This window comes from Rhodococcus sp. BP-241 (genome assembly GCF_019836145.1).
Taxonomy (GTDB): domain Bacteria; phylum Actinomycetota; class Actinomycetes; order Mycobacteriales; family Mycobacteriaceae; genus Rhodococcoides.
This window is the reverse complement of sequence record NZ_JABUEI010000001.1, coordinates 433,433-457,475: the sequence shown is the minus strand read 5'-3', so window position 1 is coordinate 457,475 and position 24,043 is coordinate 433,433. Positions and strand designations below refer to the sequence as shown.

The window sequence follows — 24,043 nt, the reverse complement described above, 5'->3', positions numbered from 1 at the left end:
CCGGCCTGTCGTGTCTCTCGCCCCGTCGTCGGCCGGCTAGGCGAGCAGGTTGTACAGACCGACGAGGCCCAGCAGGACGATGCAGGCACGCAGCACCCGCGGTGACAGACGCCGGCCGTACCGTGCTCCCACCGCGCCGCCGATCAGGGAGCTGACGGCGATGAGACCGGCTGCCGCCCAACTGATCCGGTCGAAGGCGAAGATGATGAACGATGCCGCCGCCACGACGTTGACCACGAGCGACAGCAGATTCTTGGCCGCGTTCATGCGCTGGATGTTCTCCGGCAGCAACGCGCCCATGACGCCCATCAGCAGAATGCCCTGGGCCGCGGTGAAGTAGCCGCCGTAGACACCCACGGCGAACGTCCCGATCACCAGCAGTACGAAGCGTCCGCGGCCGATCCCGGCGGCGGTGTCCGGCTCGGAGCGCTTCTGGGCCCAGGCCTGGATGCGGGGGCCGGTGACCACCAGGACCAGCGCCAGGATCAGCAGCACCGGAACCACGGCGGTGAAGGTCTTCTCGGGCAGGTGCTGCAGGAGCCAGGCACCGAGCACGCCGCCGAGCAGCGATCCGGGGAGCTGCCAGCGCAACCGCGACCACTGGCCGCGTAGTTCGCGTCGGTAGCCCCATGCGCCGGAGGCGCTGCCTGCCACCAGTCCGATCGCATTGCTCATGGTCGCCGTGACGGGTGGGTAACCGAAGGCGATGAGAGTGGGGAACGTGATGAGCGTTCCTGACCCGACGACGGCGTTGATGCCACCGGCGGCGAACCCCGCGAGCAGCACGAGGACTATTTCGGAGACGGGCACACCGGCGACCGTACGACACGGCTAGATTCGTGTGTCATGAGCCTTGCGCACGACGAACGTCTGGAACTGGCCGACACGATGGCGAAGGTCGGTCCGGACGCTCCCACCCTGTGCGGTGACTGGACCGTCCGGGATCTTGCGGCGCATCTGGTGATCCGCGAACGCCGCCTGGATGCGGCTCCGGGCATCTTCCTACCGCCGCTGGCGGGGTACACGCGCCGCGTGCAGGACTCGGTCGCCGCGGGGGAGTGGGTGGGTCTCGTCGACGACGTGCGCACGGGACCTCCGGTGTGGTCGCCGTACAAGCTCCTCGACGCGCAGATCAACCTCGGGGAGATGTTCGTCCACCACGAGGACGTCCGGCGGGCCGACGGATCCGCACCGACTCCGCGAGAACTGAGCGCCGAGATGCAGACCGCCCTGTGGGGTCTGCTGGGTCTGCTCGGCCGTGTCGCCTACAGGGGAGCCCCCGTGGCCGTGGACGTGGAGACCCCGGACGGTCGTCGGCGGACGTTCGGGAAGAAGTCGGCCTCGCGCCGGGTGGCGCTGCGCGGGGAGCCGTCGGAGCTGGTGCTGCACGCGTTCGGCCGCGATGCGGTGGTGCTGGAGTTCGACGGCGACCAAGCGGACGTCGCCGCGGTGAAGGGCCTCGACCGCGGCGTGTGACAGCGGTCGAGCTGTTACTGGTGTTGCGGATGGTCCGGATGGGGTCGACCGACTAGCCTGACGGGTATGGCAGGCAAGACGAGTACGCGCGCGTCCCGATCCGGCGCGGCCGGATCGAGCAAGGCAGGCACCGGCACGAGTGGTGCCTCCACCGGACGCGGGCGGACGGTCACGACGCCGCGCAAGCCCACCGCCCCCCGGTCGTCCACCGGGCGCACCCCGGCGACTCGCTCGTCCGGTACCGCACGGTCGTCGTCCGGAGCCCGACCTCGCAGCGCCCCCAAGCGCACGATCTCGCCCGGTCGCGCGGCCCTGAACTCCGTGGGTCGCGGCATCGGCAAGGGGTGGGGCCTCGCCGCGCGCGGACTCGGTGCCACCACTCGCACCGTCGGCAAGGCCGCCGACATCGAACACGGCCACCGCCGCGACGGCATCGCCCTCGGGTGCCTCGCGGTCAGCGTGGTCGTCGCCGCCGGTCTCTGGTTCTCGGCCGGTGGCCCGGTCGGGGAGTGGATCGAGATCGGGCTGCGCGCCGTCGTCGGCAGCGCGGCCATCCTGCTGCCGCTGCTCGGCATCGGCGTCGCCGTAGCCCTGATGCGGACCGAACCCGCTCCCGACGACCGCCCCCGGCTCGTCCTCGGGTCTCTGCTCGTCGGCCTGCCGATGCTCGGACTCTGGCATCTGGGTTCCGGATCACCGGACGACCTGGCCGGGCGTGCGTCCGGCGGCGGCTTCGTCGGCTTCGTCGTCGGCGGTCCGCTCAGCAGCGGGGTCACCGTCTGGCTCGCCGTGCCGCTGCTCCTGCTCGCGGTCCTGTTCGGCGTCCTTCTCCTCACCGGGACGACCGTGCGCGACATCCCCGCGCGTCTGCGGACCCTGTTCGGTACGGCGAACCGCGGCGACGAGTACAGCGACTACGAGGACTGGGAGGAGGAGTCGCACCTCGGTGACTTCGCACCGAACGGGTACGACTCCGCGGGCTACGGCTCCTCGTACGACGAGTACGACCCGGCCCTGTTCGACGCCGACGGCTACCCGGTCGACGAGAAGCCGGCGAGGTCGCGCCGCCGCCGATCGTCCGCGCCGACCGACGCGTACCCGGTGGAGGAGTCGGCACCGGTGGACGACGCTCCCACCGAGTACGTGCCGGTGCCGCCGCCCGTCCGCACGCGTGCGAAGGAACCGGCGGTCGAGCCGACGCCGAAGCCGAAGCCCACTCCGGTCGTCGCGGCGACTCCGCCGAAGCCGAAGGAGGACGACAAACTCGTCGTGGACCGCGTCGTCGACGGCGACTACGTCCTGCCCTCGCTGTCCCTGCTGATCGACGGCGATCCGCCGAAGACGCGCAGCCAGGCGAACGACGCGATGATCGAGGCGATCTCCGAGGTCCTCGAGCAGTTCAAGATCGACGCCGCCGTCACCGGCTTCACCCGCGGACCGACGGTCACGCGCTACGAGGTCGAGCTCGGACCGGGCGTCAAGGTCGAGAAGATCACGGCGCTCGCCCGCAACATCGCGTACGCGGTGGCCACCGACAACGTGCGTCTGCTGGCCCCCATCCCCGGCAAGTCGGCGGTGGGCATCGAGGTGCCCAACTCCGACCGCGAGATGGTCCGCCTGGCCGACGTGCTGACGGCGCCCTCGACCCGCAAGGATCACCATCCTCTGGTCATCGGCCTCGGCAAGGACATCGAGGGCGACTTCGTCAGCGCCAACCTCGCGAAGATGCCGCACCTCCTGGTGGCGGGCTCCACCGGCTCGGGCAAGTCGAGCTTCGTCAACTCCATGCTGGTGTCGTTGCTCGCGCGGGCGACGCCGGAGGAGGTCCGGATGATCCTCATCGACCCCAAGATGGTCGAGCTGACCCCGTACGAGGGGATTCCGCACCTCATCACGCCGATCATCACGCAGCCGAAGAAGGCTGCCGCGGCCCTCGCCTGGCTGGTCGAGGAGATGGAGCAGCGCTACCAGGACATGCAGGCAAACAGGGTGCGCCACGTCGACGACTTCAACAAGAAGGTGAAGTCGGGCGAGATCACCGCACCGCTCGGCAGCGAGCGCGTCTACAAGCCCTACCCGTACATCCTCGCGATCGTCGACGAGCTCGCGGACCTGATGATGACCGCGCCGCGGGACGTGGAGGAGGCGATCGTCCGCATCACGCAGAAGGCGCGCGCGGCCGGCATCCACCTCGTGCTCGCGACCCAGCGCCCGTCCGTCGACGTCGTCACGGGCCTGATCAAGACCAACGTCCCGTCCAGGCTCGCGTTCGCCACGTCGTCGCTGACCGACTCCCGCGTCATCCTGGATCAGCAGGGTGCGGAGAAGCTCATCGGTATGGGCGACGCCCTGTTCCTGCCGATGGGCGCGGGCAAGCCCACCCGTCTACAGGGCGCCTTCATCACCGACGAGGAGATCACCGCGGTCGTCGACTTCGCCAAGAACCAGGCGGAGCCGGAGTACCAGGAGGGCGTCACCGCGCAGAAGGCCGCGGAGAAGAAGGACGTCGACGCCGACATCGGCGACGATCTCGACGTGCTGCTCCAAGCCGTCGAACTCGTCGTGACGAGTCAGTTCGGCTCGACGTCCATGCTGCAGCGCAAGTTGCGCGTCGGCTTCGCCAAGGCCGGCAGGCTCATGGATCTGATGGAGACGCGCGGCGTGGTCGGCCCGAGCGAGGGATCGAAGGCCCGCGACGTCCTGGTCAAGCCCGACGAGTTGGACGGGCTGCTGTGGTCGATCAAGGGCGGGGATCCGGGAGAGTCGGACAATCCGGACGAGTGACGGTGGCCCCGTTGTGAATTGACTCTCACGCTAGCTGAGTTTTACCTGTGCATTACCCTTCGCGTGCCTCCATACGGCCGGGGCTGTGGCATGGTTGTTCTCAGGAGGGGAGTATCCCCAGCTTGCGAAGGACCCGTCAGCACGATCGAGCCCTGCCTCGATCCGGGTCATCGGCAGACACAGTGGTCACACGAGACATCATCACTGGTTCTGTGGGAGAGACCTCCGGAGCCCACCCATGGACTACCGGAGGTAGTTGCTCACATGAATGTCTCGTCCACAGTCTGGATCGTCACCATCGTGGTGATCCTGGGACTCTTCGTCTTCGACTTCTTCGCTCACGTGAAGACCCCCCACGAGCCGACCTTCAAGGAATCGGCGACGTGGTCCGTCGTCTACATCACGATCGCCATCATCTTCGGCGGAATCGTGTTCTGGCAGTACGGCGCGACCTACGGCGGTGAGTACTTCGCCGGGTACGTCACCGAGAAGGCGCTCAGCGTCGACAACCTGTTCGTCTTCCTCATCATCATGACGACGTTCGCCGTACCGCGTCAGTACCAGCAGAAGGTGCTGCTCATCGGCATCGTGATGGCGCTCGTGATGCGCGGTGGCTTCATCGCCCTCGGTGCCGCGGCCATCAACAACTTCAGCTGGGTCTTCTACCTCTTCGGTGCGTTCCTCATCTACACGGCCTACAAGCTCATCAAGGAGGCCGGGGAAGAGGAGGAGAACGAGGTCCAGCAGGACACCAAGATCATGAAGTTCGCCAAGAAGATCCTCCCCACCACGGACGAGTACCACGGTGATCGTCTGACGGTGAAGATCGACGGCAAGCGCGTGGTCACCCCGATGCTGCTGGCTCTGGTCGTCATCGGTTTCACCGACATCCTGTTCGCGTTGGACTCGATCCCGGCGATCTACGGTCTCACCACCGAGCCGTACATCGTCTTCACGGCCAACGCGTTCGCCCTCATGGGTCTGCGCCAGTTGTACTTCCTGATCGGCGGACTGCTCGATCGCCTGGTCTACCTGTCCTACGGCCTGTCCCTGGTACTGGCGTTCATCGGCGTCAAGCTCGTCCTCCACGCGCTCCATGAGAACGAGCTCGGCTTCATCAACGGCGGCGAGAACCTGTCGGTCCCCGAGATCAGCACCGGAGTGTCGCTCAGTGTCATCATGGGCATCCTGATCGTCACCACCGTGGCCAGCCTGCTCAAGACCCGCGGCGACGCGAAGCCCGCGGTGAAGGACGGCGAGACCGGAAGCCCGGTCCTCGGCGACGACACCACGGCCGCCTCGACCGGTACCACGTCGACCGGCGTCACGGACACCGAGCGCGACTCGCGCTGATCCGTCCCGCACGAGAACAGCCCGGCACCGAGAGGTGCCGGGCTGTTCTCGTGTCCGGTGGGTGCCGGAGGGCGGGTCACTCCGCGAGGACGCCCATCACCGGCTTCCACTCCTGGATCGCCACGGCGTCGACGAGCTTCTCCACCGCGAACGGGTCCTCGGCGAACAGCGTGCCCACTTGGTCCGCACTCTCACCCTTGACGATGATGGTCGCGCCGCTGTCGTCCGCGTACGGTCCCGCCACCACCACGATGTCGCGGGCGAGCAGATCCCGCAGCCAGTCGCGGTGCTCGGCGCGGACGCGGTCGCGTCCCTCGGCGGTGGCCGACGAGTACGTGTAGTTGACGAGGAAATGGGCCATCGATGTTCTCCTGCGGTGTGAGCGGGTGGTGGGTGATCTAGAGCGTGAGCAGCATGCGGGTGTTGCCGAGAGTGTTCGGCTTGACGTAGCTGAGATCGAGGAACTCGGCGACACCGGTGTCGTACGAGCGACACATCTCCGCGTAGACCTCGGCGGTGACCGGGGTCCCGTCGATCTCGGAGAACCCGTGGCGGGCGAAGAACGGCACCTCGAAGGTGAGCACGAAGATGCGGGAGAGCTGCAGTTCGCGGGCGACGTCGATCAACCGGGACACGATGAGGTGGCCCACGCCGTGGCCCTTGACCGACGGATCGACGGCGACCGTGCGGATCTCGCCGAGATCCGCCCACAGCACGTGCAGCGCGCCGCAGCCGGCGACGACACCGTCGACCTCGGCGACCCAGAACTCCTGGACCGCCTCGTAGAGGGTCACGAGATTCTTCTCGAGCAGGATCCGGCCCGCGTAGATGTCGATGAGTCGCTTGATCTCCGGGATGTCGGAGGTGCGGGCACGGCGCAGGCGCACGCGCTCGGTGGTGGACCCGGACGCGGTCCGGACGTCTGCGCGATCCTGCGCCGCCCGGGAGTCCGTCTCCGGATCGAGGTCGGAAGTCATGGGGTGAACAGTAGTCATCGGGCGTACCGATATTGTGACCGTGTGTCCCGCGCCGGTAACTCACGTCACGTCCCGAGAGCGGGCTCGGCGACGTGAGCGCTCAGTACGACGTCGGTCGTGGCCCCGGTGACGCGTCCGCGCCGACGCCGGACGCCGTCGTCGGCTCGGGCCCGCTCACTCCGGCTCCACTGCTCAACATCGCCAACGTCCTGACCGTCCTGCGGATCGCGCTGGTCCCGGTGTTCCTGTGGGCTCTGTTCGCGGACGGTGGCCAGGAGACCGGGTGGCGGCTCGCGGCCTTCGGGATCTTCGTCGTCGCGGCGATCACCGATCGCATCGACGGCCAACTGGCGCGCAAGCACGGGCTCGTGACGGAGTTCGGCAAGATGGCGGACCCCATCGCCGACAAGGCACTGATCGGGGCGGCCCTGGTCGGACTGTCCATGCTGGGGGACCTGCCCTGGTGGATCACCCTCGTCATCGGTGCCCGCGAGATAGGCATAACGCTCCTGCGGTTCGCCGTCCTGCGGCACGGTGTCATCCCCGCGGGACGCGGCGGCAAGCTCAAGACCCTCGTCCAGAGCGTGGCCATCGGGGTCTACGTTCTGCCGCTTCCCGACGCTGTGATCCCAGCAGCGATGGTGCTGATGATCGTGGCCGTGGCGCTGACCGTGATCACAGGCCTCGACTACGTGGTGCAGGCAGTGCGGCCGCGGGTCCGGACACCACACGACGGGCGATGAGCCGTCCGGTGCTCCGCCGCGTGCGGATCGCGGGCGGGGGTTAGGGTTCTCTCACCCGTTCCGACGGGTGTCCACACGCGTCGCGGGAACCGATCGGACCGTTCCGGCGTTGTAGGTGGACGAGGGTCGAGCGACGGTGCACCGACAGGCGTTCCCGCGGTCGACCACGACGTAGTTCGAACACGATGAAGGAGGGGCCACATGGCGCTGCTCTTGCGTGAGGCATTGGGCGACAGTCTTCGCCGCACACGGGTCGCTCAGAGCCGCACGTTGCGCGAGGTCTCCAACACGGCGCGCGTCAGCCTCGGGTATCTCTCGGAGGTCGAGCGTGGCCGCAAGGAGGCGTCGAGCGAACTGCTCAACGCCATCTGCGATGCCCTCGACGTCCCACTGTCGGACGTTCTGTTCGACGTGAGCGAATCGCTCACGGACACGATGGCGAGTGCGGCCGCGTCGACGGGTGTTCCCGCCGAGCGCGGTGCGGCCCACATCTCGGACGAGACGCGCGTGGTCATCCCGGCCCCGACCGCGCGAGCACTCGCCGCTGCCTGATCTTCGCGTCCCGTTTCCGACCATTCGTGGTTCGACATGGGATCATGGCGGGTACCGATCACAGACAGACCGCGTGTCCCGGACACGCGCAGCATCACCGGCGGTGACGGTCGCCAGCCGGGTCGCGTACGCGGCGGATCACATGGAGGCAGGAAGAACCGATGGCCAATCCTTTCGTCAAGGGCTGGAAGTATCTGATGGCTCTGTTCAACTCCAAGATCGACGAGAAGGCGGATCCGCAGGTCCAGATCCAGCAGGCCATCGAGGACGCCCAGCGTCAGCACCAGGCGCTCTCGCAGCAGGCCGCGTCGGTCATCGGTAATCAGCGCCAGCTCGAGATGAAGCTCAGCCGCCAGCTCGACGAGGTGGAGAAGCTGAACGCCAATGCGCGCCAGGCCGTCACCCTCGCCGACCAGGCCAATGCGGCTGCCGACGTCGAGAAGGCCACCCAGTACACCAATGCCGCCGAGGCGTTCGCGGCCCAGCTGGTCACCGCCGAGCAGAGCGTCGAGGACCTCAAGGTTCTGCACGACCAGGCGCTCCAGGCCGCCACCCAGGCCAAGAAGGCCGTCGAGCAGAACGCCATGACGCTGCAGGCCAAGGTCGCCGAGCGCACCAAGCTGCTCAGCCAGCTCGAGCAGGCCAAGATGCAGGAGCGCGTCAGCGAGTCGCTCCGCTCGATGGACTCCACGCTGTCCGCACCGGGCAACACGCCCAGCCTCGACGCCGTCCGGGACAAGATCGAGCGCCGCTACGCCAACGCGCTCGGCTCCGCCGAGCTCGCTCAGAACTCCGTGCAGGGCCGCATGATGGAGGTCCAGCAGGCGAGCGTCCAGATGGCCGGACACAGCCGCCTCGAGCAGATCCGTGCCTCCATGGCGGGCGACTCGCTCACCGCCGGCCCCTCCGCGGACGGCGTGTCCACGCAGAAGAACCTGTCGTCCCCGCAGGCGACCCCCGAGCCTCCTCAGGCCAACTGATCTGCCTGCACGAGACCCTCACGGAGCGTTGATGTCCGGACACGGCGACCCGCACCGACGGCCGTTGTGGCACGAGCGGCCCGCTGCTCCGGCCGAAGTGGGGCGCGCGGCCGACCTGGTGCGCGCCCGGGCTCGTGGCGTCGTGGACGTCACGCGGCCGTTCCTCGACGCCGCCAAGTCGTGGAACGACCCGCGGAAGAAGGCCGAACGGCGGATCCGTCGGACTCGCCGGCGGGCCACGCTCTTCGGTGCGGCGTCCGGGTCGATGGGCGTCGCCACCGTCACGGTGGCGGCCACGTCCGCACCCGACTGGATCGTCGTCGGGGGATCAGGCACCACGGTGTTGTTCGCGGTGCCCGCCGTGGCCGCGGCGGCGGCCTACCGACGGCTGCGGGCCCAGCCACTGCCGGCAGCAACGCCGGTCCGCCGTGCTCTGCCTCCGGTGGGCTCCGCCGCTCGCGAGCCCATCGAACGTCTCGCGGCCGCCGAACGCAGTCTGCACGAGCTGACGGGCCTCCTCGCTCGATCCGGGGCGGTCGCCGCGGACGACGTGCACGACACGACTCGGATCGCCGCGGCCGCGTCGGCAGCTCTCACCGAGGTCGCGCACGACATCGTCGCGATGGAGAGAGCAGCGCTGGGAAGTCCGGCTGCAGCGGTCCATCTGTCCGGGTCCATCGGGTCCACCGCGGCCCGGTTGACGGACGGTGTGCATCAGTTCGACGGGCTCGTCGCCGCGGCTGCGTTGCTCACCGCACCGGGCTCCTCCGGTTCGCTCACCGCACTCGACGCGCGACGGGACGCCCTCCAGTTCGCGTCCGATCGCCTCGAGGGCTGGGCATTCGGCCTCGAGAACCTGCAGAAGCCCTGACCTCGGCGACGGTCTCACCCCGACCGCGACCCTGAGATCGACGTACCGTCCTCGGGGTCGACCCCGATCTTCACCCTGAACTCCGGGACGATTCGGTGCTGTGCCAGTTCGGTTCTGGCAGTGTCGAACTCGTCGACGGATCGCCGGTGACCTCCACCGCGGCCGGCGACGGGAGTCCCCGACGAGAAGGAGTTCGACATGTTCTGGAAGATTCTCGGTGCGATCGTTCTGGTGTGGATCGGCATCGTCGTTCTCGGCGCCCTGCTGAAGGCGCTGTTCCCCCTGGTGGCGCTGGCCGTGGTGGGAACCGGTCTCTACTTCCTCTTCCGCGCGATGAGCGGCGATCGCGACTCGGCGAAGTCACCCTTCTGACGTCCCCGGTGCCGCGCTGACCTAGGCTTCGCCCATGCTCGTCGCGGTGGTCGCCGGCCCCGATGCGGGGCACGCCTTCCCTGCCATCGCGCTCGCGAAGGCGCTGACGGCCGCAGGAGAGACGGCCGTGGTCTACACCGGCCATCGGTGGCTCGACGCCGCGCGAGCGGACGGGGTGGACACTCGCCTGCTGCCGGGACTGGAACCGCGGCCCGAGGACGACGACGCGGACGCCGGCCGCAGAATTCACGAGCGAGCGGCCCACATGTCCTCGATGCTGCTGCCGGTGCTCTCCGAGGCGGCTCCCGATCTGGTGGTCTCGGACATTCTCACGGCCGGCGGCGGTCTCGCCGCCGAGCGGCTGGGAGTTCCCTGGGTGGAACTGTCTCCGCACCCGCTCTACCGGCCCTCCGTGTCGTTGCCCCCGATCGGGAGTGGCCTCGCACCGGGCACGGGACTGCGAGGTCGGTTGCGGGACACCGTGATGCGAGCTCTGACGGACCGCTCCGTCCGAGCGGGGCTGGCGCAGCGCGCTCGGGCGCGCGAGGGCGTCGGTCTGCCCGCGTCGGACCCCGGCCCCGCGCGGCGCCTCGTCGCGACCATCCCCGCGCTCGAGGTGCCGCGGTCGGACTGGCCGGCCGAGGCGCGGGTCGTCGGTCCGTTGTTGTGGGAGCCGACGACCGCTCTCCTCGACCCGCCGCCGGGGACCGAACCGCTGATCCTGCTGGCACCGTCGACGGCCGCGACCGGCGCCGTGTCCATGGTCGAGGCCACTGTCGAGGCGGCGGCGGCCTCACGTGCGCGCGGCCGGAGTCGTCGACTGGTGATCACCACGGTGGACGACGTTCCGGCCGGTCTACCGTCCTGGGCGGTGGGCGGACTGGGGCGCCAGGACGCGCTGCTGCCGCTGGCGTCGGTCGTGGTGTGCGGCGGCGGCCACGGGATGTTGGCGAAGTCGCTGTCCGCCGGCGTCCCGGTGGTCGTGATCCCCGGCGGGGGAGATCAGTGGGAACTGGCCAACCGCGCGGCCCGGCAGGGAAGCGCCACGATCGTGCGTCCGGTGTCCGCCGACGCCGTGGCGGAGGCGATCGACCGGGTGCTGAGCGACTCGACGTACGCCGCCGCGGCAGGTCGTGCCGCGGCGACCGCCGCCGCGGTCGAGGATCCCGTCGCGGTGTGCCGCAGCGTGATCGTCGACTCCCGCCCGCGCTGAGGGGGAGCGCGGACGTCCCGGGTTACGGTGACATGGTGCGCCTGACCGACTTCCACGACCGTGTCGCCGAACAGTTCGGAACCGTGACCGGGGACTCGATGCTGGTCGACCACCTGCTGCTGAGCCTCGGGAACCGCACCGCCGCGCAGGCCATCGAGGACGGCGAGGATCCGAAGGACGTGTGGCGTGCACTGTGCGTCGAGTTCGACGTTCCCCGATCGCGGTGGTGAACCTCCGGCGTGTCGCTGGGTATCGAACACCTGTTCGCTTATAGTCGTGTGCAGAGTCGACGGGAATCGCACGGCAGCGGTTCTTGTCGGTACCCCCCTCTACCTTGGCGACAGATCGACGGGGTACAGACGCTTCGGGGACAAGAACTTCGAGAAGGAGACCATGATGGCTGCAGCTGCATACGATCGGGACAAGGCGCTCGATCTCGCGCTCGCGCAGATCGACAAGAACTTCGGCAAGGGGTCGGTCATGCGTCTCGGCGACGAGGCCCGTGTGCCCATCGCCGTCATCCCCACGGGTTCGATCGCGTTGGACGTCGCGCTCGGCATCGGCGGACTCCCGCGCGGCCGCATCGTCGAGGTCTACGGCCCGGAGTCCTCGGGTAAGACGACGGTCGCGCTCCACGCGGTCGCCAACGCACAGGCCGCCGGCGGCATCGCCGCGTTCATCGACGCGGAGCACGCCCTCGATCCGGACTACGCCGCCAAGCTCGGTGTCGACACCGACGCGCTGCTGGTCTCCCAGCCGGACACCGGTGAGCAGGCGCTCGAGATCGCGGACATGCTGATCCGGTCCGGTGCCATCGACATCCTGGTCGTGGACTCCGTGGCAGCCCTGGTTCCCCGTGCCGAGATCGAGGGCGAGATGGGTGACAGTCACGTCGGTCTGCAGGCCCGCCTGATGAGCCAGGCCCTGCGCAAGATCACCGGCGCCATCAGTTCGTCCGGCACCACGGTCATCTTCATCAACCAGCTGCGCGAGAAGATCGGCGTCATGTTCGGCTCGCCCGAGACCACGACGGGCGGTAAGGCGCTGAAGTTCTACGCATCGGTGCGCCTGGACATCCGTCGTATCGAGACGCTCAAGGACGGAACCGACGCAGTCGGTAACCGCACCCGCGTCAAGGTGGTCAAGAACAAGGTGTCGCCGCCGTTCAAGCAGGCCGAGTTCGACATCCTGTACGGCAAGGGCATCAGCAAGGAAGGCTCGCTCATCGACATGGGTGTCGAGCACGGCTTCGTGCGCAAGTCCGGCTCCTGGTTCACCTACGAGGGTGATCAGCTGGGCCAGGGCAAGGAGAACGCACGCAAGTTCCTGCTCGAGAACACCGACATCCGTGACGAGATCGAGAAGAAGATCAAGGAGAAGCTCGGCATCGGTGCAGACGTGCGTACGCCCGACGAGGCCGTCGCTGCTCCGGTCGACTTCTGACAGCAGGTCTCTCGACTGTGAACGACGACGAGTTTCCGGACTCGCGTGCACCGGGCGCCCGACGTACGTCGGGCGCCCGGTCCCGTTCCGGCCGCCGATCGGGCGAGACGCCGCCCCCGGGCGGGGGCACGGCGGTGCAGGCCAAGGATGCCGCGTTGCGGTTGCTCACCGATCGCGCCCGGAGCCGCGCCGAGCTCGAACAGCGGTTGGCCGCCAAAGGATTCACGGACGAGATCATCACGTCCGTGCTCGACAGGCTGACCGAGATCAAGCTGGTCGACGATCGCGACTTCGCCCATCAGTGGGTCCGCTCGCGACACACGTACTCGGGCCGAGGCAAGCAGGCGCTGCGCACAGAACTACGCACCAAGGGCATCGATCCGGTGCTGGCCACCGAGGCACTCGACACGATCGAGCCCGAGGACGAGCGGGAGCGTGCGCGCGAACTGGTCGTCAAGAAGCTCCGAGCCCCAGCTCTGCTGTCCGCTCTGAACGAGGAGATCGAGGATCCGCGGGAGCGGCGTGCGCAACGCGACAAGGTGGTGCGCAAGCTCGTGTCGATGCTCGCGCGTCGCGGGTTCGCCCAGGGCATGGCCTTCGACGTGGTTCGGACAGAACTCGAGGCCCTCGGAAACGATTCCGAAGGCCTCGAGTACTAGAACGTCAGACTGTCGCGCCACCCATGGCGGCACCCTGATCGACAGGAACGGGACTCTTCTTCGCTCGTCGCAGTCGCTTCTCCACCTTCGTGGCGAGGTACGTCAGCAGCGAGTTCAGGATGATCATGATGATGGCCACGATGATCAGTGCCGGCAGGAAATTGCCGTAGAAGGCACCGACCTGCTGGCCCGACCGGACCACCTCGACATAGCCGATGATGTAGCCCAACGCGGAGTCCTTCAGCGCCACCACCATCTGCGAGATGATGGCGGGCAACATCGCGGTCACGGCCTGGGGAAGCAGGATCATGCGCATGATCTGGCCCTTGCGCAGGCCGATGGCCATGGCGGCCTCGGTCTGACCCTTCGGCAGGGACTGGATGCCCGACCGCACGATCTCGGCGATGACCGAGCCGTTGTAGAGCGTCAGGCCCGTCACCACCGCGGCCAGGGCCAGGTAGCGGGACTTGAACACCTGGTACTCGGCGAAGAACTGGTACAGGAAGATCATCAGGATCAGCACCGGGATGGCGCGGAACAGTTCGACGAAGAATCCGGCGACCAGCCGCACCGGCCGGTGGTCGGACAGGCGAGCGATCCCCAGAACCGCGCCGAGGATCAGCGCGAACACGATGGACAGCCCCGCGGCGATCAGCGTCCCCTGGATGCCGGGGACCAGGTACGTCGTCCAGGTCGAGGACTCGGTGAAGGGACTCCACTTCTCCGACGTCAACTGGCCTTTCTCGTCCAGCTTCGCGTAGATCACGTACGCCGCCAGCAGTACCAGGACGAGCACGACGGCCGAGATGATGTGATTGCGCACCTTGGCGCGGGGCCCCGGAGCGTCGTAGAGAACGGTGGCGCGTTCGGCGGAGGCGACCTTCTTGGGCGGTGCCTCGGTGCTCAGAGGTGCGTTCGCTGTGGTCATCGGGCAACCGCCAATCGCTTGCCGAGGTAGCCGAAGAAGAGGCCGGTGGGGAAGGTCAGGATGACGAAGCCGAGCGCGAAGATACCGCCGACGACGAAGATCGCCGCCTCGTTCTCGATCATCTCCTTCATCAGGATGGCCGCCTCGAGGACGCCGATCGCCGCGGCGACGGTCGTGTTCTTCGTCAGGGCGATGAGCACGCTGCCCAGCGGGCCGATGACCGCACGGAACGCCTGGGGGAGCACGATGAAGCGCAGGTTCTGCGAGAACGTCAGACCGAGCGAACGCCCGGCCTCCGCCTGACCGACATTCACGGTGTTGATTCCGGACCGCAGCGACTCGCACACGAACGAGGCCGTGTAGATGCTGAGACCGAGAACGGCGAGCCGGAAGTTGTTGTCCGCCTGGCCGGTCGGGGACGCCTGATCGGCGAGCGTGACGCCCAGGGTCTGGTAGAGGCCGAAGGCGCAGAACAGCAGGATCAGCGTGAGCGGGGTGTTGCGGAAGATGGTGACGTAGGTGGCACCGATCCACCGCGCGACGGGAACGGGGGAGACCCGCATCGCCGCGAGCAGGGTGCCGAGGACGAGAGCGCCGATGGCGGAGAGCACCGTCAGCTTGATCGTCATCCAGAACGCGTCGAGGAGTTCGGGCGCGTAGTCACTCAGTATGTCCACCGGCGACTCCTTCCGAGAGCGGTGACGAGTCGAACGGGCGGTTCACCGGTGTGAACCGCCCGTTCGGGTCTCGCGAAGAGTGGTGATCAGTAGCGATCGACGGTCGGCTGTGCGGGCAGCGGGTACCCGGACGGTCCGACGGTGTCCTCGAATGCCTTCTGCCACGACCCGTCCTCGATCATGGCGTCGATCGCGTCGTTGATCTTGGTGCGGGTCTCGTCGTCGCCCTTGGCCAGGCCGATGCCGTAGCGCTCCTCGGTGAACGGCTCACCGACCACCTTGAGCTCACCCGGGTACTGAGCCGCGTAGCCGGCCAGGATGATGTCGTCGGTCGTGACCGCGTCGACGGCGCCGTTGCGCAGTGCCTCGACACAGGCGGAGTAGGTGTCGAACTCCTGCAGCTGCACGTCCTGCGCGTACTGGTCCTTGACCTTCTGCGCGGGGGTGGAGCCGGAGACGGAGCAGAGGCGCTTGCCGCCGCTGAGCGACTCGGGGCCCGTGATGTCGGTGTTGCCGTCGGCGACGAGGAGCGATTGTCCGGCGACGAAGTACGGTCCGGCGAAGTCGACCTTCTCCTTGCGGGCGTCGGTGATCGAGTAGGTGGCGACGATGTAGTCGACCTCACCGTTCTCGATCAGCGTCTCTCGCTGCGCCGACGGCGACTCCTTGAACGTGATGTTCTCGGGCGTCACGCCGAGCTTGCCGGCGACGTACTTCGCCACCTCGACGTCGAAGCCGCTGAACGAGCCGTCCGGGGTACGCAGACCCAGACCCGGCTGATCGAACTTGATGCCGACGGTCAGCTTGCCGCTCTCGGCGCTGGACGATGCGCTGGTGGCCTCGTCGCCACCACACGCGGTGGCGGCGAAGGCGAGCGCGAGTGCGGCGACGCCGACACGGGCGGTACGGGTGATTCTCATCGAGATCCTCCAGAAGGTGTGACGAGCGGGTGGGAGATCAGTGACTCAGGATCTTGCCGAGGAAGTCCTTGGCGCGATCGGACTTCGGTGTGGTGAAGAAGGTTTCGGGATCGGTGTCCTCGACGATCTGACCGTCGGCCATGAAGATGACACGGTCGCCGGCGCGGCGGGCGAAGCCCATCTCGTGGGTCACGACCACCATGGTCATGCCCTCCTTGGCCAGCGACGTCATGACGTCGAGCACCTCGTTGACCATCTCGGGATCGAGCGCCGAGGTCGGCTCGTCGAAGAGCATCACCTTGGGGTTCATGGCGAGTGCACGCGCGATGGCGACACGTTGCTGCTGGCCGCCGGAGAGCTGCGCCGGGTACTTGTCGGCCTGGTTGGCGATGCCGACGCGTTCGAGCAGACGCTGCGCGGTCTTCTCGGCCTCGTCCTTCTTCATCTTGCGGACCTTCGTCGGTCCGAGCATGACGTTCTCTCGAATCGTCTTGTGCGCGAAGAGGTTGAAGGACTGGAACACCATGCCGACGTCGGCACGCAACGCGGCGAGCGACTTGCCCTCGGAGGGGAGGGCCTTGCCGTCGACCTCGATGGTGCCCTCGTCGACGGGCTCGAGCCGGTTGATGGTGCGGCACAACGTCGATTTACCCGACCCGGAGGGGCCGAGGACGATGACGACCTGGCCGCTGGGAACGTCGAGTTCGATGTCCTTGAGGACGTGCAGATCACCGAAGTGCTTCTGCACGCCGTGCATCGCGATCATGGGGGCAGACGATGCTGTGGACGAGCGATGTTCGCGCTCGCCGTCAGGGTGGGTCATGGCGATGACCCTAGAGGTAGTTTCCTCCGCCACTGCTCGTTTTGGTGCGGGGACCGCGGATATGTAATGGAAACTTTACTCGGACCGCTCGGTGGGTCGGGTTCGAGCGCCGCCGTACCCTGGAGGGGTGGACACGATCGACACCCAGACCCTGCCTGCGCGGTCCGGGACTGCGCGCACCTACGAGGTGCGCACGTACGGCTGCCAGATGAACGTGCACGATTCCGAACGACTGTCCGGCCTTCTCGAGGAGGCCGGTTACGAGAAGGCCGACTCCGGGTCGTCCCCCGATCTCGTCGTCTTCAACACGTGTGCGGTACGCGAGAACGCCGACAACAAGTTGTACGGCAACCTCGGCCAACTCCGGCCGGCCAAGGACGAGAACCCCGACATGCAGATCGCCGTCGGTGGGTGCCTCGCACAGAAGGACCGCGACGTCGTGGTCACGAAGGCGCCGTGGGTGGACGTCGTGTTCGGCACCCACAACATCGGATCCCTGCCGGCGCTGCTCGACCGGGCGCGCCACAACCAGCGCGCCGAGGTCGAGATCCTCGAGTCGCTGGACGCGTTCCCCTCGACTCTCCCGGCCAAGCGCGACTCCGCCTACTCCGGGTGGGTGTCCATCTCGGTGGGGTGCAACAACACCTGCACCTTCTGCATCGTGCCCGCACTGCGCGGCAAGGAGGTCGACCGCAGGCCGGGCGACATCCTCGCCGAGGTGCAGGCCCTCGTCGACGAGGGCGTGCTCGAGGTGACGCTGCTCGGACAGAACGTCAACGCGTACGGCGCCTCGTTCGCGGATCCCGAGCAGCCGCGTGACCGGGGTGCGTTCGCATCGCTCCTGCGCGCGTGCGGGGAGATCGACGGTCTCGAGCGCGTCCGGTTCACCTCGCCGCATCCCGCCGAGTTCACCGACGACGTCATCGAGGCGATGGCGTCGACGCCCAACGTGTGCCCGACGCTGCACATGCCTCTGCAGTCCGGATCGGACCGCGTGCTGCGTGCCATGCGCCGCTCGTACCGCAAGGAGAAGTTCCTCGGCATCATCGACCGGGTGCGCGAAGCCATCCCGCACGCGTCACTGACGACGGACATCATCGTGGGCTTCCCCGGGGAGACCGAGGAGGACTTCCAGGAGACCCTCGACGTCGTCCGTCGCGCTCGCTTCAGCAGCGCCTACACGTTCCAGTACTCCAAGCGACCGGGAACGCCGGCCGCCGACATGCCGGATCAGGTGCCGAAGGCCGTCGTGCAGGAACGCTACGAGCGGCTCGCCGCTCTGCAGGAGGAGATCTCCCACGAAGAGAACCGTCGCGTCATCGGAACCGAGGTGGAGTTGCTCGTCGCCGACGGGGCCGGACGCAAGAACGCCGTCACCGAGCGGATGAGTGGACGCACCCGCGACGGGCGACTCGTGCACTTCACCCCGACGGGCGCCATCGACCGCGCCGTCCGGCCCGGCGACGTCGTCGTCACCACGGTGACCGACGCGAAGCCTTATCACCTGGTCGCCGACGTCCCGGTGCGCTCGCACCGGCGCACCACGGCCGGCGACCGACACGAGCGGGGCACGATGCCCCGGACCGCACCGGTCGGTGTCGGGTTGGGGTTGCCGTCCGTCGGCGCCCCGGCGCCCGAGCCGGTCACGACGATGGGATGTTCACTGTGAGTACCGAGCCGACGACCGGGTCCGATCCGGCGGCCGCCGAGAAGCGGATCTCGGGGCGTATCGACCCGGGGGTCCGCGCCGTCGTCGTGGCAGTGGTGGTGTTGTTGCTGCTACTGAGCTTCGCACTGCCGCACACAGGTTCGGCCAACGCGTGGGACGTGCTGGTGCACGACGAGGACGCCGTGGCGGAGTCGGTGGCACTGCCGTCACGCATCTTCGTGTGGCTGACCCTGGTGTTCGCGGTCGGCTTCTCGGCCCTCGCCCTGGTCACTCAACGCTGGGCGCTGGCCTGGGTCGCGCTCTACGGGTCCGGGGTGGCGACGGTGCTGGGCATCCTGGCCATCTGGTCGCGTCAGACCGTTCCCGTCGGCCTCACCGGGGCCGGCCCCGGGCTGGGCCTCGTCCTCGGCTGGTTGCTCGTGGTCGTGCTGGCGTTCCACTGGTTCAAGGTGGTGTGGAACCGCTCCAACGCTCAGTGGGCGGCTGCCGCCGCCCGGCGCGACGCGGCCGTGATGGACGAGGCGCGGCGCGAGAACGTGCTGGACACGTCCCGGCGCCGCGACAACTGATCCTCCGGAGTCACAGACCGCCGAGGGCGCTGTCGGCGGCGTCGGCCCACTCGCGCCACTGCTGTGCCTGCGCACGGGCCTTCTCGGCGTCCTTGGCCTTGCCCGCGGCCTCGGCCTTCTGGGCCTGCTCCTCGAACTGCGCGACCCGCTCACGGAACTGAGCCGCGCGCGCCATCGCCTCGGGGTCGGTGCGTCGCCACTCGGAGTCGGCGGCGTCGCGGACGCGCTTCTCGATCGCGCGGAGCTTGCCCTCGAGATCGTGCATCTTCTCCCGCGGGACCTTGCCGATGGCGTCCCACTTGTCCTGCAATGTCCGCAGTGCTGCGCGGGCCGCCTCGATGTCCTTGGACGGGTCGATGTGACCGGACTCGGCCAGCAGCCGTTCCTTCGCCTCGGCGTTCTGCTCGAACTCCGCGTTCTGCTCGGACTGAGCCGCGTTGCGTGCCTCGAAGAACACGTCCTGGGCGCCCTTGAACTTCTGCCACAGCGAGTCGTCGGCGTCGCGGGGAGCCCGGCCGGCGGCCTTCCACTCGTTCAGGAGATCGCGGAACACCTGCGCGGTGCCCACCCAGTCGGTGGACGACGACAGTTCCTCGGCCTTGGCGACCAGTTCTTCCTTGCGCACCTTGGCGGCACCGCGTTCGCGGTCGAGATCGGCGAAGTGCGCGCCGCGGCGGCGGTTGAACGCCTCCCGTGCCTTGGAGTAGCGCTTCCACAGGGCGTCGTCGACCTTGCGGTCGACGCCGCGGATGGTCTTCCACTCCTCGAGGATCACGCGAAGACGGTCACCCGCGGCCTTCCACTGCGTGGATTCGCTGCCGATGGTCTCGGCCTCGACGGCCAGCGCCTCCTTGCGTGCCGTCGATTCGGTCCGCTCGGAATCCTTGCGCTTGCGATGCTCGGCGGCGACCTCGTCGGAGTGTTCGATCACGGCCTGCAGGCGGGTCGCCAGCGCGTCGATGTCGCCGATCACAGCAGCGGTGGGCAGGGTCTCGGCGAGCGCGACGGCGGCGGTCTTCGTCTTCTTGGCGTCGCCGGCGCCGGAGGCGAGTCGCGCTTCGAGGAGTGCGACCTCCGTGGCGAGATCGTCGTAGCGGCGCCCGAAGTGTGCGAGGCCCTCGGCCGCGTCACCGGCCTGCCAGGAACCGACCTGCCGCTCTCCGTCGGTGGTACGTACCCACGCGGAACCGTCCTCGTCGACCCGGCCCCAGCGGGACGGATCGGTCACGACCGGGACGACAGCGGGCGTCGTCGGCACGTGGTGTGCAGCCGGATGCGGCGTCGGGTGCGACTCCCCGTCGCCTGTGGACGACGACGGTGCGGACGGATCGGCCGGGGCACTGGGCCGGGTGGGCGCCGGGCGCGGTGCGCCGCCGGGTCGAGGACCCGGTCGGGGCCCGGGCCGGGGAGGTGTGGGGCTCGCCTGCGCCTCGCCGGGGGCGTTCTCGGTCGTCTCGTGCTCGGTCATGGTTCTCTCCGTCTCTGCCGCGCGTCACGGCTGCCTGGCGCTACGTGGTTCTCTGCTCGGTCGTTCTCGGCCCATTCAACCCCCTCCGCGCGTCGGCGACCATGCAAACCCCGAGGGACGCGCAGAAAAGGGACGCCCTCGGACGGTCGACTACCGTGGCGTCCGTGCTGTCCGCCCTCGCCTTCGTCCCGTCGCCTCCGTTGCTGCTCGCGGAGCTCGCCGGTTCCGCCACAGGCGAACTGGACGATCTGCGTGCAGCCGTGCGCGAGGTGTGCGACGACCTGGGGCAGTCCTGTCACGGCTGGATCGGGGTCGGGGTCGGTGCGACCACGACCTGGATCGACGGCGATGCCGCGGGTACGTACGCCGGTTTCGGGGCCGATGTCGTGGTCGGTCTCGCCCCGGATCGCGGGCCTGTCGATCGCGCGATGGAGTTGGCCGCGCTGACCGTCGGGCTGCTTCGCGAGCAGGCTGTTCCGCAGTGGTCGGTCCCCGTACAGCTCGTCGCTCGGAACGCGAGTGTCCAGGACGTGGCGGCAGTGGCGCTCGACCTGCGCGGCCGCGTCGACGCCGCGCCCGGCCCGGTGGGGCTGCTCGTCGTCGGTGACGGGGCGACGACCCTGACCGACAAGGCGCCCGGCGCGTTCGACGACCGGGCCGAGGCGGTGCAGCACGCGATCGACGATGCGCTCGGCAGAGCCGACGTCGATGCGCTGGCGTCCCTGGACCCTGCTCTGTGTGATGCCCTCGGCGTGGACGGGCGGGTGGCATGGCAGGTGGCGGCCACGCTGGTCGGACCCGCACGAGTGGTGCCGCACAGTCTCTTTCGCGGTGCCCCCTACGGAGTCGGGTATCACGTCGCCTCGTGGTCGCTGTGACGCGACCGACACCGGTCGCGGTGATCGGACCCACGGCCACGGGCAAGTCGGCCCTCGCGCTCGATCTCGCCGAGCGCCTCGGCGGGCACATCGTGAACATCGACGCGATGCAGCAGTACCGAGGCATGGACATCGGTACCGCGAAGACGCCGGTGGCGGAGCGTCGCGGCATCCCGCACCACCGACTCGACGTCCTGGACGTCACGGAGACGGCAACGGTGGCGGCGTACCAGGACGCCGCGGTGCGGGAGATCGAGGAGCTGCTCGAGCAGTCCGTCGTACCCGTCGTCGTCGGCGGATCGATGATGTACGTCCAGGCTCTGCTGGACCGATGGCAGTTCCCGGCCACGGATGCCGCGGTGCGTGCCGAACTCGAGGCCAGGCTCGCCGCCGAGGGGGTCGCGGCGCTGCATCGCGCACTCGCCGAGTCCGATCCGGCGGCCGCGGCATCGATCCTGCCGACCGACGGCCGACGCATCGTCCGCGCGCTCGAGGTGGGACGCCTCACCGGGAAGCCGTTCGCCGCGTCGGCGCCCACCATCGGCGAGCCGCGCTGGGACACCGTCGTCCTCGGCATCGACCGTGACACCGACGAGCTGGACGCGCGCATCGCGGCACGCACCGACGCGATGTTCGCCGAGGGGCTCGTCGCCGAGGTCGAGACCCTCGTGGGGCAGGGACTGCGCGAGGGAGTCACCGCCCCGAGGGCGATCGGCTACGCGCAGGTGCTGCAGCTGCTGGACGGCGAGATCGACGAGGCGGCCGCGCGCGAGGCGACCTTCGTCGGTACCCGCCGCTATGTTCGCCGCCAACGGTCCTGGTTCGGCCGCGATCCCCGCGTGCACTGGCTGCGCGGGGGCGCATCGGACCTGCTGGACGCCGCACTGCGCACGAGGGGAGAACACCGATGAGCGATGCGCTCGTCCTGTCGAGGAACGCGCGGTTCCAGCAGTGGCAGTCCTACCTCGTCACCCGCGGCAAGCGCACCAAGGCGGGAGTCTTCCTCGTGCAGGGAGTGCGGCCGGTGACGCTGGCCGTCGAGCACGAGTGGCCTCTCGAGTCCGTGCTCTATCGAACCGGCGACCCCTTGTCGTCCTGGGCCACGTCGACTGTGGACCGCTGCCGGGCCGCAGGCGTGCCCGCGGTGGGTGTCGCGCCGGAGTTGATGGCGGAGCTCGGCGAACGCGTCGATCAACCACCGGAGGTCCTGCTCCTCGCACGGTCACGGCTCCTCGATCCCGGCCACTGGACTCCGACGGGCGACGCGCCGGTGGTGGTCGCGTTCGATCGGCCGACGTCGCCGGGCAATCTCGGCACCCTGATCCGGTCCTCGGACGCCTTCGGAGCGTCCGGGCTGCTGGTCAGCGGGCATGCCGCGGACCCGTTCGATCCCGCGTGCGTCCGCGCGACCACCGGGTCCCTGTTCGCACTCCCCGTGGGACAGGTCGGAGGTCCGGAGCAGGTTCGCGCGATGGTGGACAGGCTGCGGCAGCAGGGCACCGACATGACGATCGTGGGCACCGACGAGACCGGCACGGTGGCAGCGCACGAGCACGACTTCACAGGAGGAACGGTGCTGGTGGTGGGCAACGAGACCCGCGGCATGAGTGCCGCGTGGCGGGATGCCTGCGACGTCGTCGTGTCCATCCCGATAGGCGGCGCGGCGAGCTCCCTCGGAGCACCGTCCGCCGGCGCCGTCGGGCTGTACGAGATCACCCGCCAACGGCTGATCGCGCGGACGTCCGCGCCGGTGGGAGACTGATCCCATGCAGTTCACCAAGGGACACGGAACGCAGAACGATTTCGTCGTGCTGCCGGACCCGGACGCACTCCTCGATCTGAGCGCACACCGCGTGGCGACGCTGTGCGATCGCCGAGCCGGGCTCGGCGCGGACGGGGTACTGCGAGTCGCCCGCAGCGGTGCTCTCGTCGACCGCGGCGTGCTCGACGCGCTGCCCGAGGGCGTGTCCGCCGGCGACTGGTTCATGGACTACCGCAACGCGGACGGGTCCATCGCGGAGATGTGCGGCAACGGTGTCCGGGTGTTCTCCCATTACGTTCGTGCGGCCGGTCTCGTGGACTCGGACGAGTTCGTCGTCGGATCGCGCGCCGGCGGAAAACCGGTCACGGTGCACTCGCACGACGCCACCGACGCCGTGGTCACCGTCGAGATGGGCACCCCGCAGGTCTTCGAGACCTCCGACACCGAGGTCGACGGCAGGTCCTTCACGGGCATCGGCGTCGACGTCGGCAATCCGCACCTGGCCTGCGTGTCCGCCGATCTCGATGCGGAGACCCTCGGCGACCTCGACCTCACGGCGCAACCCACCTTCGACGGTGCGGTGTACCCGCACGGGGTCAACATCGAGTTCGTCACCGTGCCGAAGGACGGTGCGGTGAGCATGCGTGTCCACGAGCGCGGCGTGGGGGAGACCAGATCGTGTGGCACGGGCATCGTCGCCGCCGCGGTCGCGGCCCTGCGCTTCGACGGGTCCGGCGACGGCGAGCTGGCCGTCCACGTTCCCGGTGGTGTCGTGTCAGTGCGCGTGTCGAACGGTTCCGCGTCGATGCGGGGGCCGTCGGTGCTGGTGGCGTCGGGGGAGCTGTCGGACGCCTGGTGGGCGGGGCTGGAAGCGTGACGGCCGGGGTGCGGGTATTCCCCGCGACACGGTTGCGTAAATGACAGTG

26 protein-coding genes are annotated in these 24,043 nt (G+C 68.6%); 18 read left to right on the top strand and 8 right to left on the bottom strand.

All coding sequences use genetic code 11. The features are described 5' to 3' along the window. Window positions 1-36: 36 nt before the first annotated feature. Window positions 37-810: a sulfite exporter TauE/SafE family protein gene (locus tag HQ308_RS02115; RefSeq protein ID WP_056444919.1), complete on the bottom strand. Its 774-nt coding sequence runs from the start codon at window positions 808-810 to the stop codon at window positions 37-39. A 36-nt stretch (window positions 811-846) separates the two neighbouring features. Between HQ308_RS02115 and HQ308_RS02110 the strand changes: the two genes are divergently transcribed. The 3 genes from HQ308_RS02110 to HQ308_RS02100 all read left to right on the top strand — a co-directional run bounded on the left by HQ308_RS02110 (window position 847) and on the right by HQ308_RS02100 (window position 5,613). Next, on the top strand, window positions 847-1,476 hold the full coding sequence (locus HQ308_RS02110; protein ID WP_056444917.1) for a TIGR03085 family metal-binding protein: 630 nt from the start codon (window positions 847-849) through the stop codon (window positions 1,474-1,476). Between the two features lie 66 nt (window positions 1,477-1,542). After that, on the top strand, window positions 1,543-4,260 hold the full coding sequence (locus HQ308_RS02105) for a DNA translocase FtsK (protein ID WP_222645316.1): 2,718 nt from the start codon (window positions 1,543-1,545) through the stop codon (window positions 4,258-4,260). Window positions 4,261-4,524: 264 nt separating this feature from the next. Continuing rightward, window positions 4,525-5,613, top strand: coding sequence for a TerC family protein (locus tag HQ308_RS02100; protein ID WP_081821174.1), 1,089 nt, complete (start codon window positions 4,525-4,527; stop codon window positions 5,611-5,613). A 76-nt stretch (window positions 5,614-5,689) separates the two neighbouring features. Here HQ308_RS02100 and HQ308_RS02095 read toward each other — a convergent pair whose 3' ends face one another. Together HQ308_RS02095 and HQ308_RS02090 are read right to left on the bottom strand one after the other, a co-directional pair. Further along, on the bottom strand, window positions 5,690-5,974 hold the full coding sequence (locus HQ308_RS02095) for a YciI family protein (protein ID WP_027505116.1): 285 nt from the start codon (window positions 5,972-5,974) through the stop codon (window positions 5,690-5,692). A gap of 37 nt (window positions 5,975-6,011) precedes the next feature. Further along, window positions 6,012-6,494 (bottom strand): amino-acid N-acetyltransferase, encoded by a 483-nt coding sequence (locus HQ308_RS02090; protein ID WP_027505117.1) that lies wholly within the window; start codon window positions 6,492-6,494, stop codon window positions 6,012-6,014. Window positions 6,495-6,778: 284 nt separating this feature from the next. On the opposite strand from HQ308_RS02090, the gene pgsA reads away from it, so the two are divergent. The 9 genes from pgsA (at window position 6,779) to HQ308_RS02045 (ending at window position 13,423) form a co-directional block, all read left to right on the top strand. Further along, a complete protein-coding gene (gene pgsA, locus HQ308_RS02085) occupies window positions 6,779-7,333 on the top strand; it encodes a CDP-diacylglycerol--glycerol-3-phosphate 3-phosphatidyltransferase (RefSeq protein WP_027505118.1) in 555 nt (184 codons plus the stop codon). 201 nt (window positions 7,334-7,534) lie between these two features. Beyond that, window positions 7,535-7,885 (top strand): helix-turn-helix domain-containing protein, encoded by a 351-nt coding sequence (locus HQ308_RS02080; RefSeq protein WP_027505119.1) that lies wholly within the window; start codon window positions 7,535-7,537, stop codon window positions 7,883-7,885. A 161-nt stretch (window positions 7,886-8,046) separates the two neighbouring features. Further along, window positions 8,047-8,865 carry a phage shock protein PspA gene (gene pspA, locus HQ308_RS02075; RefSeq protein WP_027505120.1) on the top strand — a complete coding sequence of 273 codons (819 nt, stop codon included), beginning with the start codon at window positions 8,047-8,049 and terminating at the stop codon, window positions 8,863-8,865. 31 nt (window positions 8,866-8,896) lie between these two features. After that, window positions 8,897-9,736 (top strand): hypothetical protein, encoded by an 840-nt coding sequence (locus HQ308_RS02070; protein ID WP_261775626.1) that lies wholly within the window; start codon window positions 8,897-8,899, stop codon window positions 9,734-9,736. Between the two features lie 198 nt (window positions 9,737-9,934). Beyond that, on the top strand, window positions 9,935-10,108 hold the full coding sequence (locus tag HQ308_RS02065) for a hypothetical protein (RefSeq protein ID WP_027505123.1): 174 nt from the start codon (window positions 9,935-9,937) through the stop codon (window positions 10,106-10,108). A gap of 34 nt (window positions 10,109-10,142) precedes the next feature. Beyond that, window positions 10,143-11,321, top strand: coding sequence for a glycosyltransferase (locus HQ308_RS02060; protein WP_222645315.1), 1,179 nt, complete (start codon window positions 10,143-10,145; stop codon window positions 11,319-11,321). A 35-nt stretch (window positions 11,322-11,356) separates the two neighbouring features. Then, a complete protein-coding gene (locus HQ308_RS02055) occupies window positions 11,357-11,551 on the top strand; it encodes a DUF3046 domain-containing protein (protein ID WP_027505125.1) in 195 nt (64 codons plus the stop codon). Window positions 11,552-11,717: 166 nt separating this feature from the next. Further along, entirely contained in the window at window positions 11,718-12,764 is a 1,047-nt protein-coding gene (gene recA, locus HQ308_RS02050; RefSeq protein ID WP_027505126.1) for a recombinase RecA, read from the top strand. Between the two features lie 17 nt (window positions 12,765-12,781). Further along, the gene (locus HQ308_RS02045) at window positions 12,782-13,423 is read left to right on the top strand and encodes a regulatory protein RecX (protein WP_222645314.1); all 642 of its coding nucleotides are present in this window, start codon (window positions 12,782-12,784) and stop codon (window positions 13,421-13,423) included. A gap of 4 nt (window positions 13,424-13,427) precedes the next feature. Here the strand turns inward: HQ308_RS02045 and HQ308_RS02040 are convergent, their stop codons facing one another. The 4 genes from HQ308_RS02040 to gluA all read right to left on the bottom strand — a co-directional run bounded on the left by HQ308_RS02040 (window position 13,428) and on the right by gluA (window position 16,714). Continuing rightward, a complete protein-coding gene (locus tag HQ308_RS02040; RefSeq protein WP_222637661.1) occupies window positions 13,428-14,351 on the bottom strand; it encodes an amino acid ABC transporter permease in 924 nt (307 codons plus the stop codon). Beyond that, the gene (locus HQ308_RS02035) at window positions 14,348-15,028 is read right to left on the bottom strand and encodes an amino acid ABC transporter permease (protein WP_027505128.1); all 681 of its coding nucleotides are present in this window, start codon (window positions 15,026-15,028) and stop codon (window positions 14,348-14,350) included. The genes HQ308_RS02040 and HQ308_RS02035 overlap by 4 nt, the downstream gene beginning before the upstream one ends. Before the next feature lie 86 nt (window positions 15,029-15,114). Further along, complete coding sequence (locus HQ308_RS02030; protein WP_027505129.1) at window positions 15,115-15,948, bottom strand: glutamate ABC transporter substrate-binding protein; 834 nt, start codon at window positions 15,946-15,948, stop codon at window positions 15,115-15,117. 37 nt (window positions 15,949-15,985) lie between these two features. Further along, a complete protein-coding gene (gene gluA / locus HQ308_RS02025) occupies window positions 15,986-16,714 on the bottom strand; it encodes a glutamate ABC transporter ATP-binding protein GluA (protein ID WP_027505130.1) in 729 nt (242 codons plus the stop codon). Window positions 16,715-16,898: 184 nt separating this feature from the next. Here gluA and miaB point away from each other — a divergent pair, with 184 nt between their 5' ends. Then, window positions 16,899-18,440 (top strand): tRNA (N6-isopentenyl adenosine(37)-C2)-methylthiotransferase MiaB, encoded by a 1,542-nt coding sequence (gene miaB / locus HQ308_RS02020; protein ID WP_222645313.1) that lies wholly within the window; start codon window positions 16,899-16,901, stop codon window positions 18,438-18,440. Then, the gene (locus tag HQ308_RS02015) at window positions 18,428-19,009 is read left to right on the top strand and encodes a hypothetical protein (protein ID WP_037185326.1); all 582 of its coding nucleotides are present in this window, start codon (window positions 18,428-18,430) and stop codon (window positions 19,007-19,009) included. The genes miaB and HQ308_RS02015 overlap by 13 nt, the downstream gene beginning before the upstream one ends. 10 nt (window positions 19,010-19,019) lie before the next feature. Here the strand turns inward: HQ308_RS02015 and HQ308_RS02010 are convergent, their stop codons facing one another. After that, a complete protein-coding gene (locus HQ308_RS02010) occupies window positions 19,020-20,477 on the bottom strand; it encodes a DUF349 domain-containing protein (RefSeq protein WP_222645312.1) in 1,458 nt (485 codons plus the stop codon). Window positions 20,478-20,632: 155 nt separating this feature from the next. Between HQ308_RS02010 and HQ308_RS02005 the strand changes: the two genes are divergently transcribed. The 4 genes from HQ308_RS02005 to dapF are packed head-to-tail and all read left to right on the top strand — an operon-like array spanning window position 20,633 to window position 23,994. After that, window positions 20,633-21,355 (top strand): hypothetical protein, encoded by a 723-nt coding sequence (locus HQ308_RS02005; protein WP_222637657.1) that lies wholly within the window; start codon window positions 20,633-20,635, stop codon window positions 21,353-21,355. Next, window positions 21,352-22,266 carry a tRNA (adenosine(37)-N6)-dimethylallyltransferase MiaA gene (miaA, locus tag HQ308_RS02000; protein ID WP_222645311.1) on the top strand — a complete coding sequence of 305 codons (915 nt, stop codon included), beginning with the start codon at window positions 21,352-21,354 and terminating at the stop codon, window positions 22,264-22,266. Before HQ308_RS02005 ends, miaA begins: the two co-directional genes overlap by 4 nt. After that, window positions 22,263-23,117, top strand: a complete 855-nt coding sequence (locus tag HQ308_RS01995; RefSeq protein ID WP_222645310.1) for an RNA methyltransferase — start codon at window positions 22,263-22,265, stop codon at window positions 23,115-23,117. The genes miaA and HQ308_RS01995 overlap by 4 nt, the downstream gene beginning before the upstream one ends. Window positions 23,118-23,121: 4 nt before the next feature. Beyond that, window positions 23,122-23,994 carry a diaminopimelate epimerase gene (gene dapF, locus HQ308_RS01990; RefSeq protein ID WP_027505134.1) on the top strand — a complete coding sequence of 291 codons (873 nt, stop codon included), beginning with the start codon at window positions 23,122-23,124 and terminating at the stop codon, window positions 23,992-23,994. The last annotated feature ends 49 nt before the right edge of the window (window positions 23,995-24,043 follow it).

Excerpts from the sequence above, each read along its gene's own strand:
- HQ308_RS02110 (WP_056444917.1), top strand. The coding sequence starts at position 847 with ATGAGCCTTGCGCACGACGAACGTCTGGAACTGGCCGACACGATGGCG.
- HQ308_RS02105 (WP_222645316.1), top strand. The coding sequence starts at position 1,543 with ATGGCAGGCAAGACGAGTACGCGCGCGTCCCGATCCGGCGCGGCCGGA.
- HQ308_RS02100 (WP_081821174.1), top strand. The coding sequence starts at position 4,525 with ATGAATGTCTCGTCCACAGTCTGGATCGTCACCATCGTGGTGATCCTG.
- HQ308_RS02095 (WP_027505116.1), bottom strand. The coding sequence starts at position 5,974 with ATGGCCCATTTCCTCGTCAACTACACGTACTCGTCGGCCACCGCCGAG.
- HQ308_RS02080 (WP_027505119.1), top strand. The coding sequence starts at position 7,535 with ATGGCGCTGCTCTTGCGTGAGGCATTGGGCGACAGTCTTCGCCGCACA.
- pspA (WP_027505120.1), top strand. The coding sequence starts at position 8,047 with ATGGCCAATCCTTTCGTCAAGGGCTGGAAGTATCTGATGGCTCTGTTC.
- HQ308_RS02070 (WP_261775626.1), top strand. The coding sequence starts at position 8,897 with ATGTCCGGACACGGCGACCCGCACCGACGGCCGTTGTGGCACGAGCGG.
- HQ308_RS02065 (WP_027505123.1), top strand. The coding sequence starts at position 9,935 with ATGTTCTGGAAGATTCTCGGTGCGATCGTTCTGGTGTGGATCGGCATC.
- HQ308_RS02060 (WP_222645315.1), top strand. The coding sequence starts at position 10,143 with ATGCTCGTCGCGGTGGTCGCCGGCCCCGATGCGGGGCACGCCTTCCCT.
- recA (WP_027505126.1), top strand. The coding sequence starts at position 11,718 with ATGGCTGCAGCTGCATACGATCGGGACAAGGCGCTCGATCTCGCGCTC.
- HQ308_RS02040 (WP_222637661.1), bottom strand. The coding sequence starts at position 14,351 with ATGACCACAGCGAACGCACCTCTGAGCACCGAGGCACCGCCCAAGAAG.
- HQ308_RS02030 (WP_027505129.1), bottom strand. The coding sequence starts at position 15,948 with ATGAGAATCACCCGTACCGCCCGTGTCGGCGTCGCCGCACTCGCGCTC.
- gluA (WP_027505130.1), bottom strand. The coding sequence starts at position 16,714 with ATGATCGCGATGCACGGCGTGCAGAAGCACTTCGGTGATCTGCACGTC.
- HQ308_RS02015 (WP_037185326.1), top strand. The coding sequence starts at position 18,428 with ATGTTCACTGTGAGTACCGAGCCGACGACCGGGTCCGATCCGGCGGCC.
- HQ308_RS02010 (WP_222645312.1), bottom strand. The coding sequence starts at position 20,477 with ATGACCGAGCACGAGACGACCGAGAACGCCCCCGGCGAGGCGCAGGCG.
- HQ308_RS01995 (WP_222645310.1), top strand. The coding sequence starts at position 22,263 with ATGAGCGATGCGCTCGTCCTGTCGAGGAACGCGCGGTTCCAGCAGTGG.
- dapF (WP_027505134.1), top strand. The coding sequence starts at position 23,122 with ATGCAGTTCACCAAGGGACACGGAACGCAGAACGATTTCGTCGTGCTG.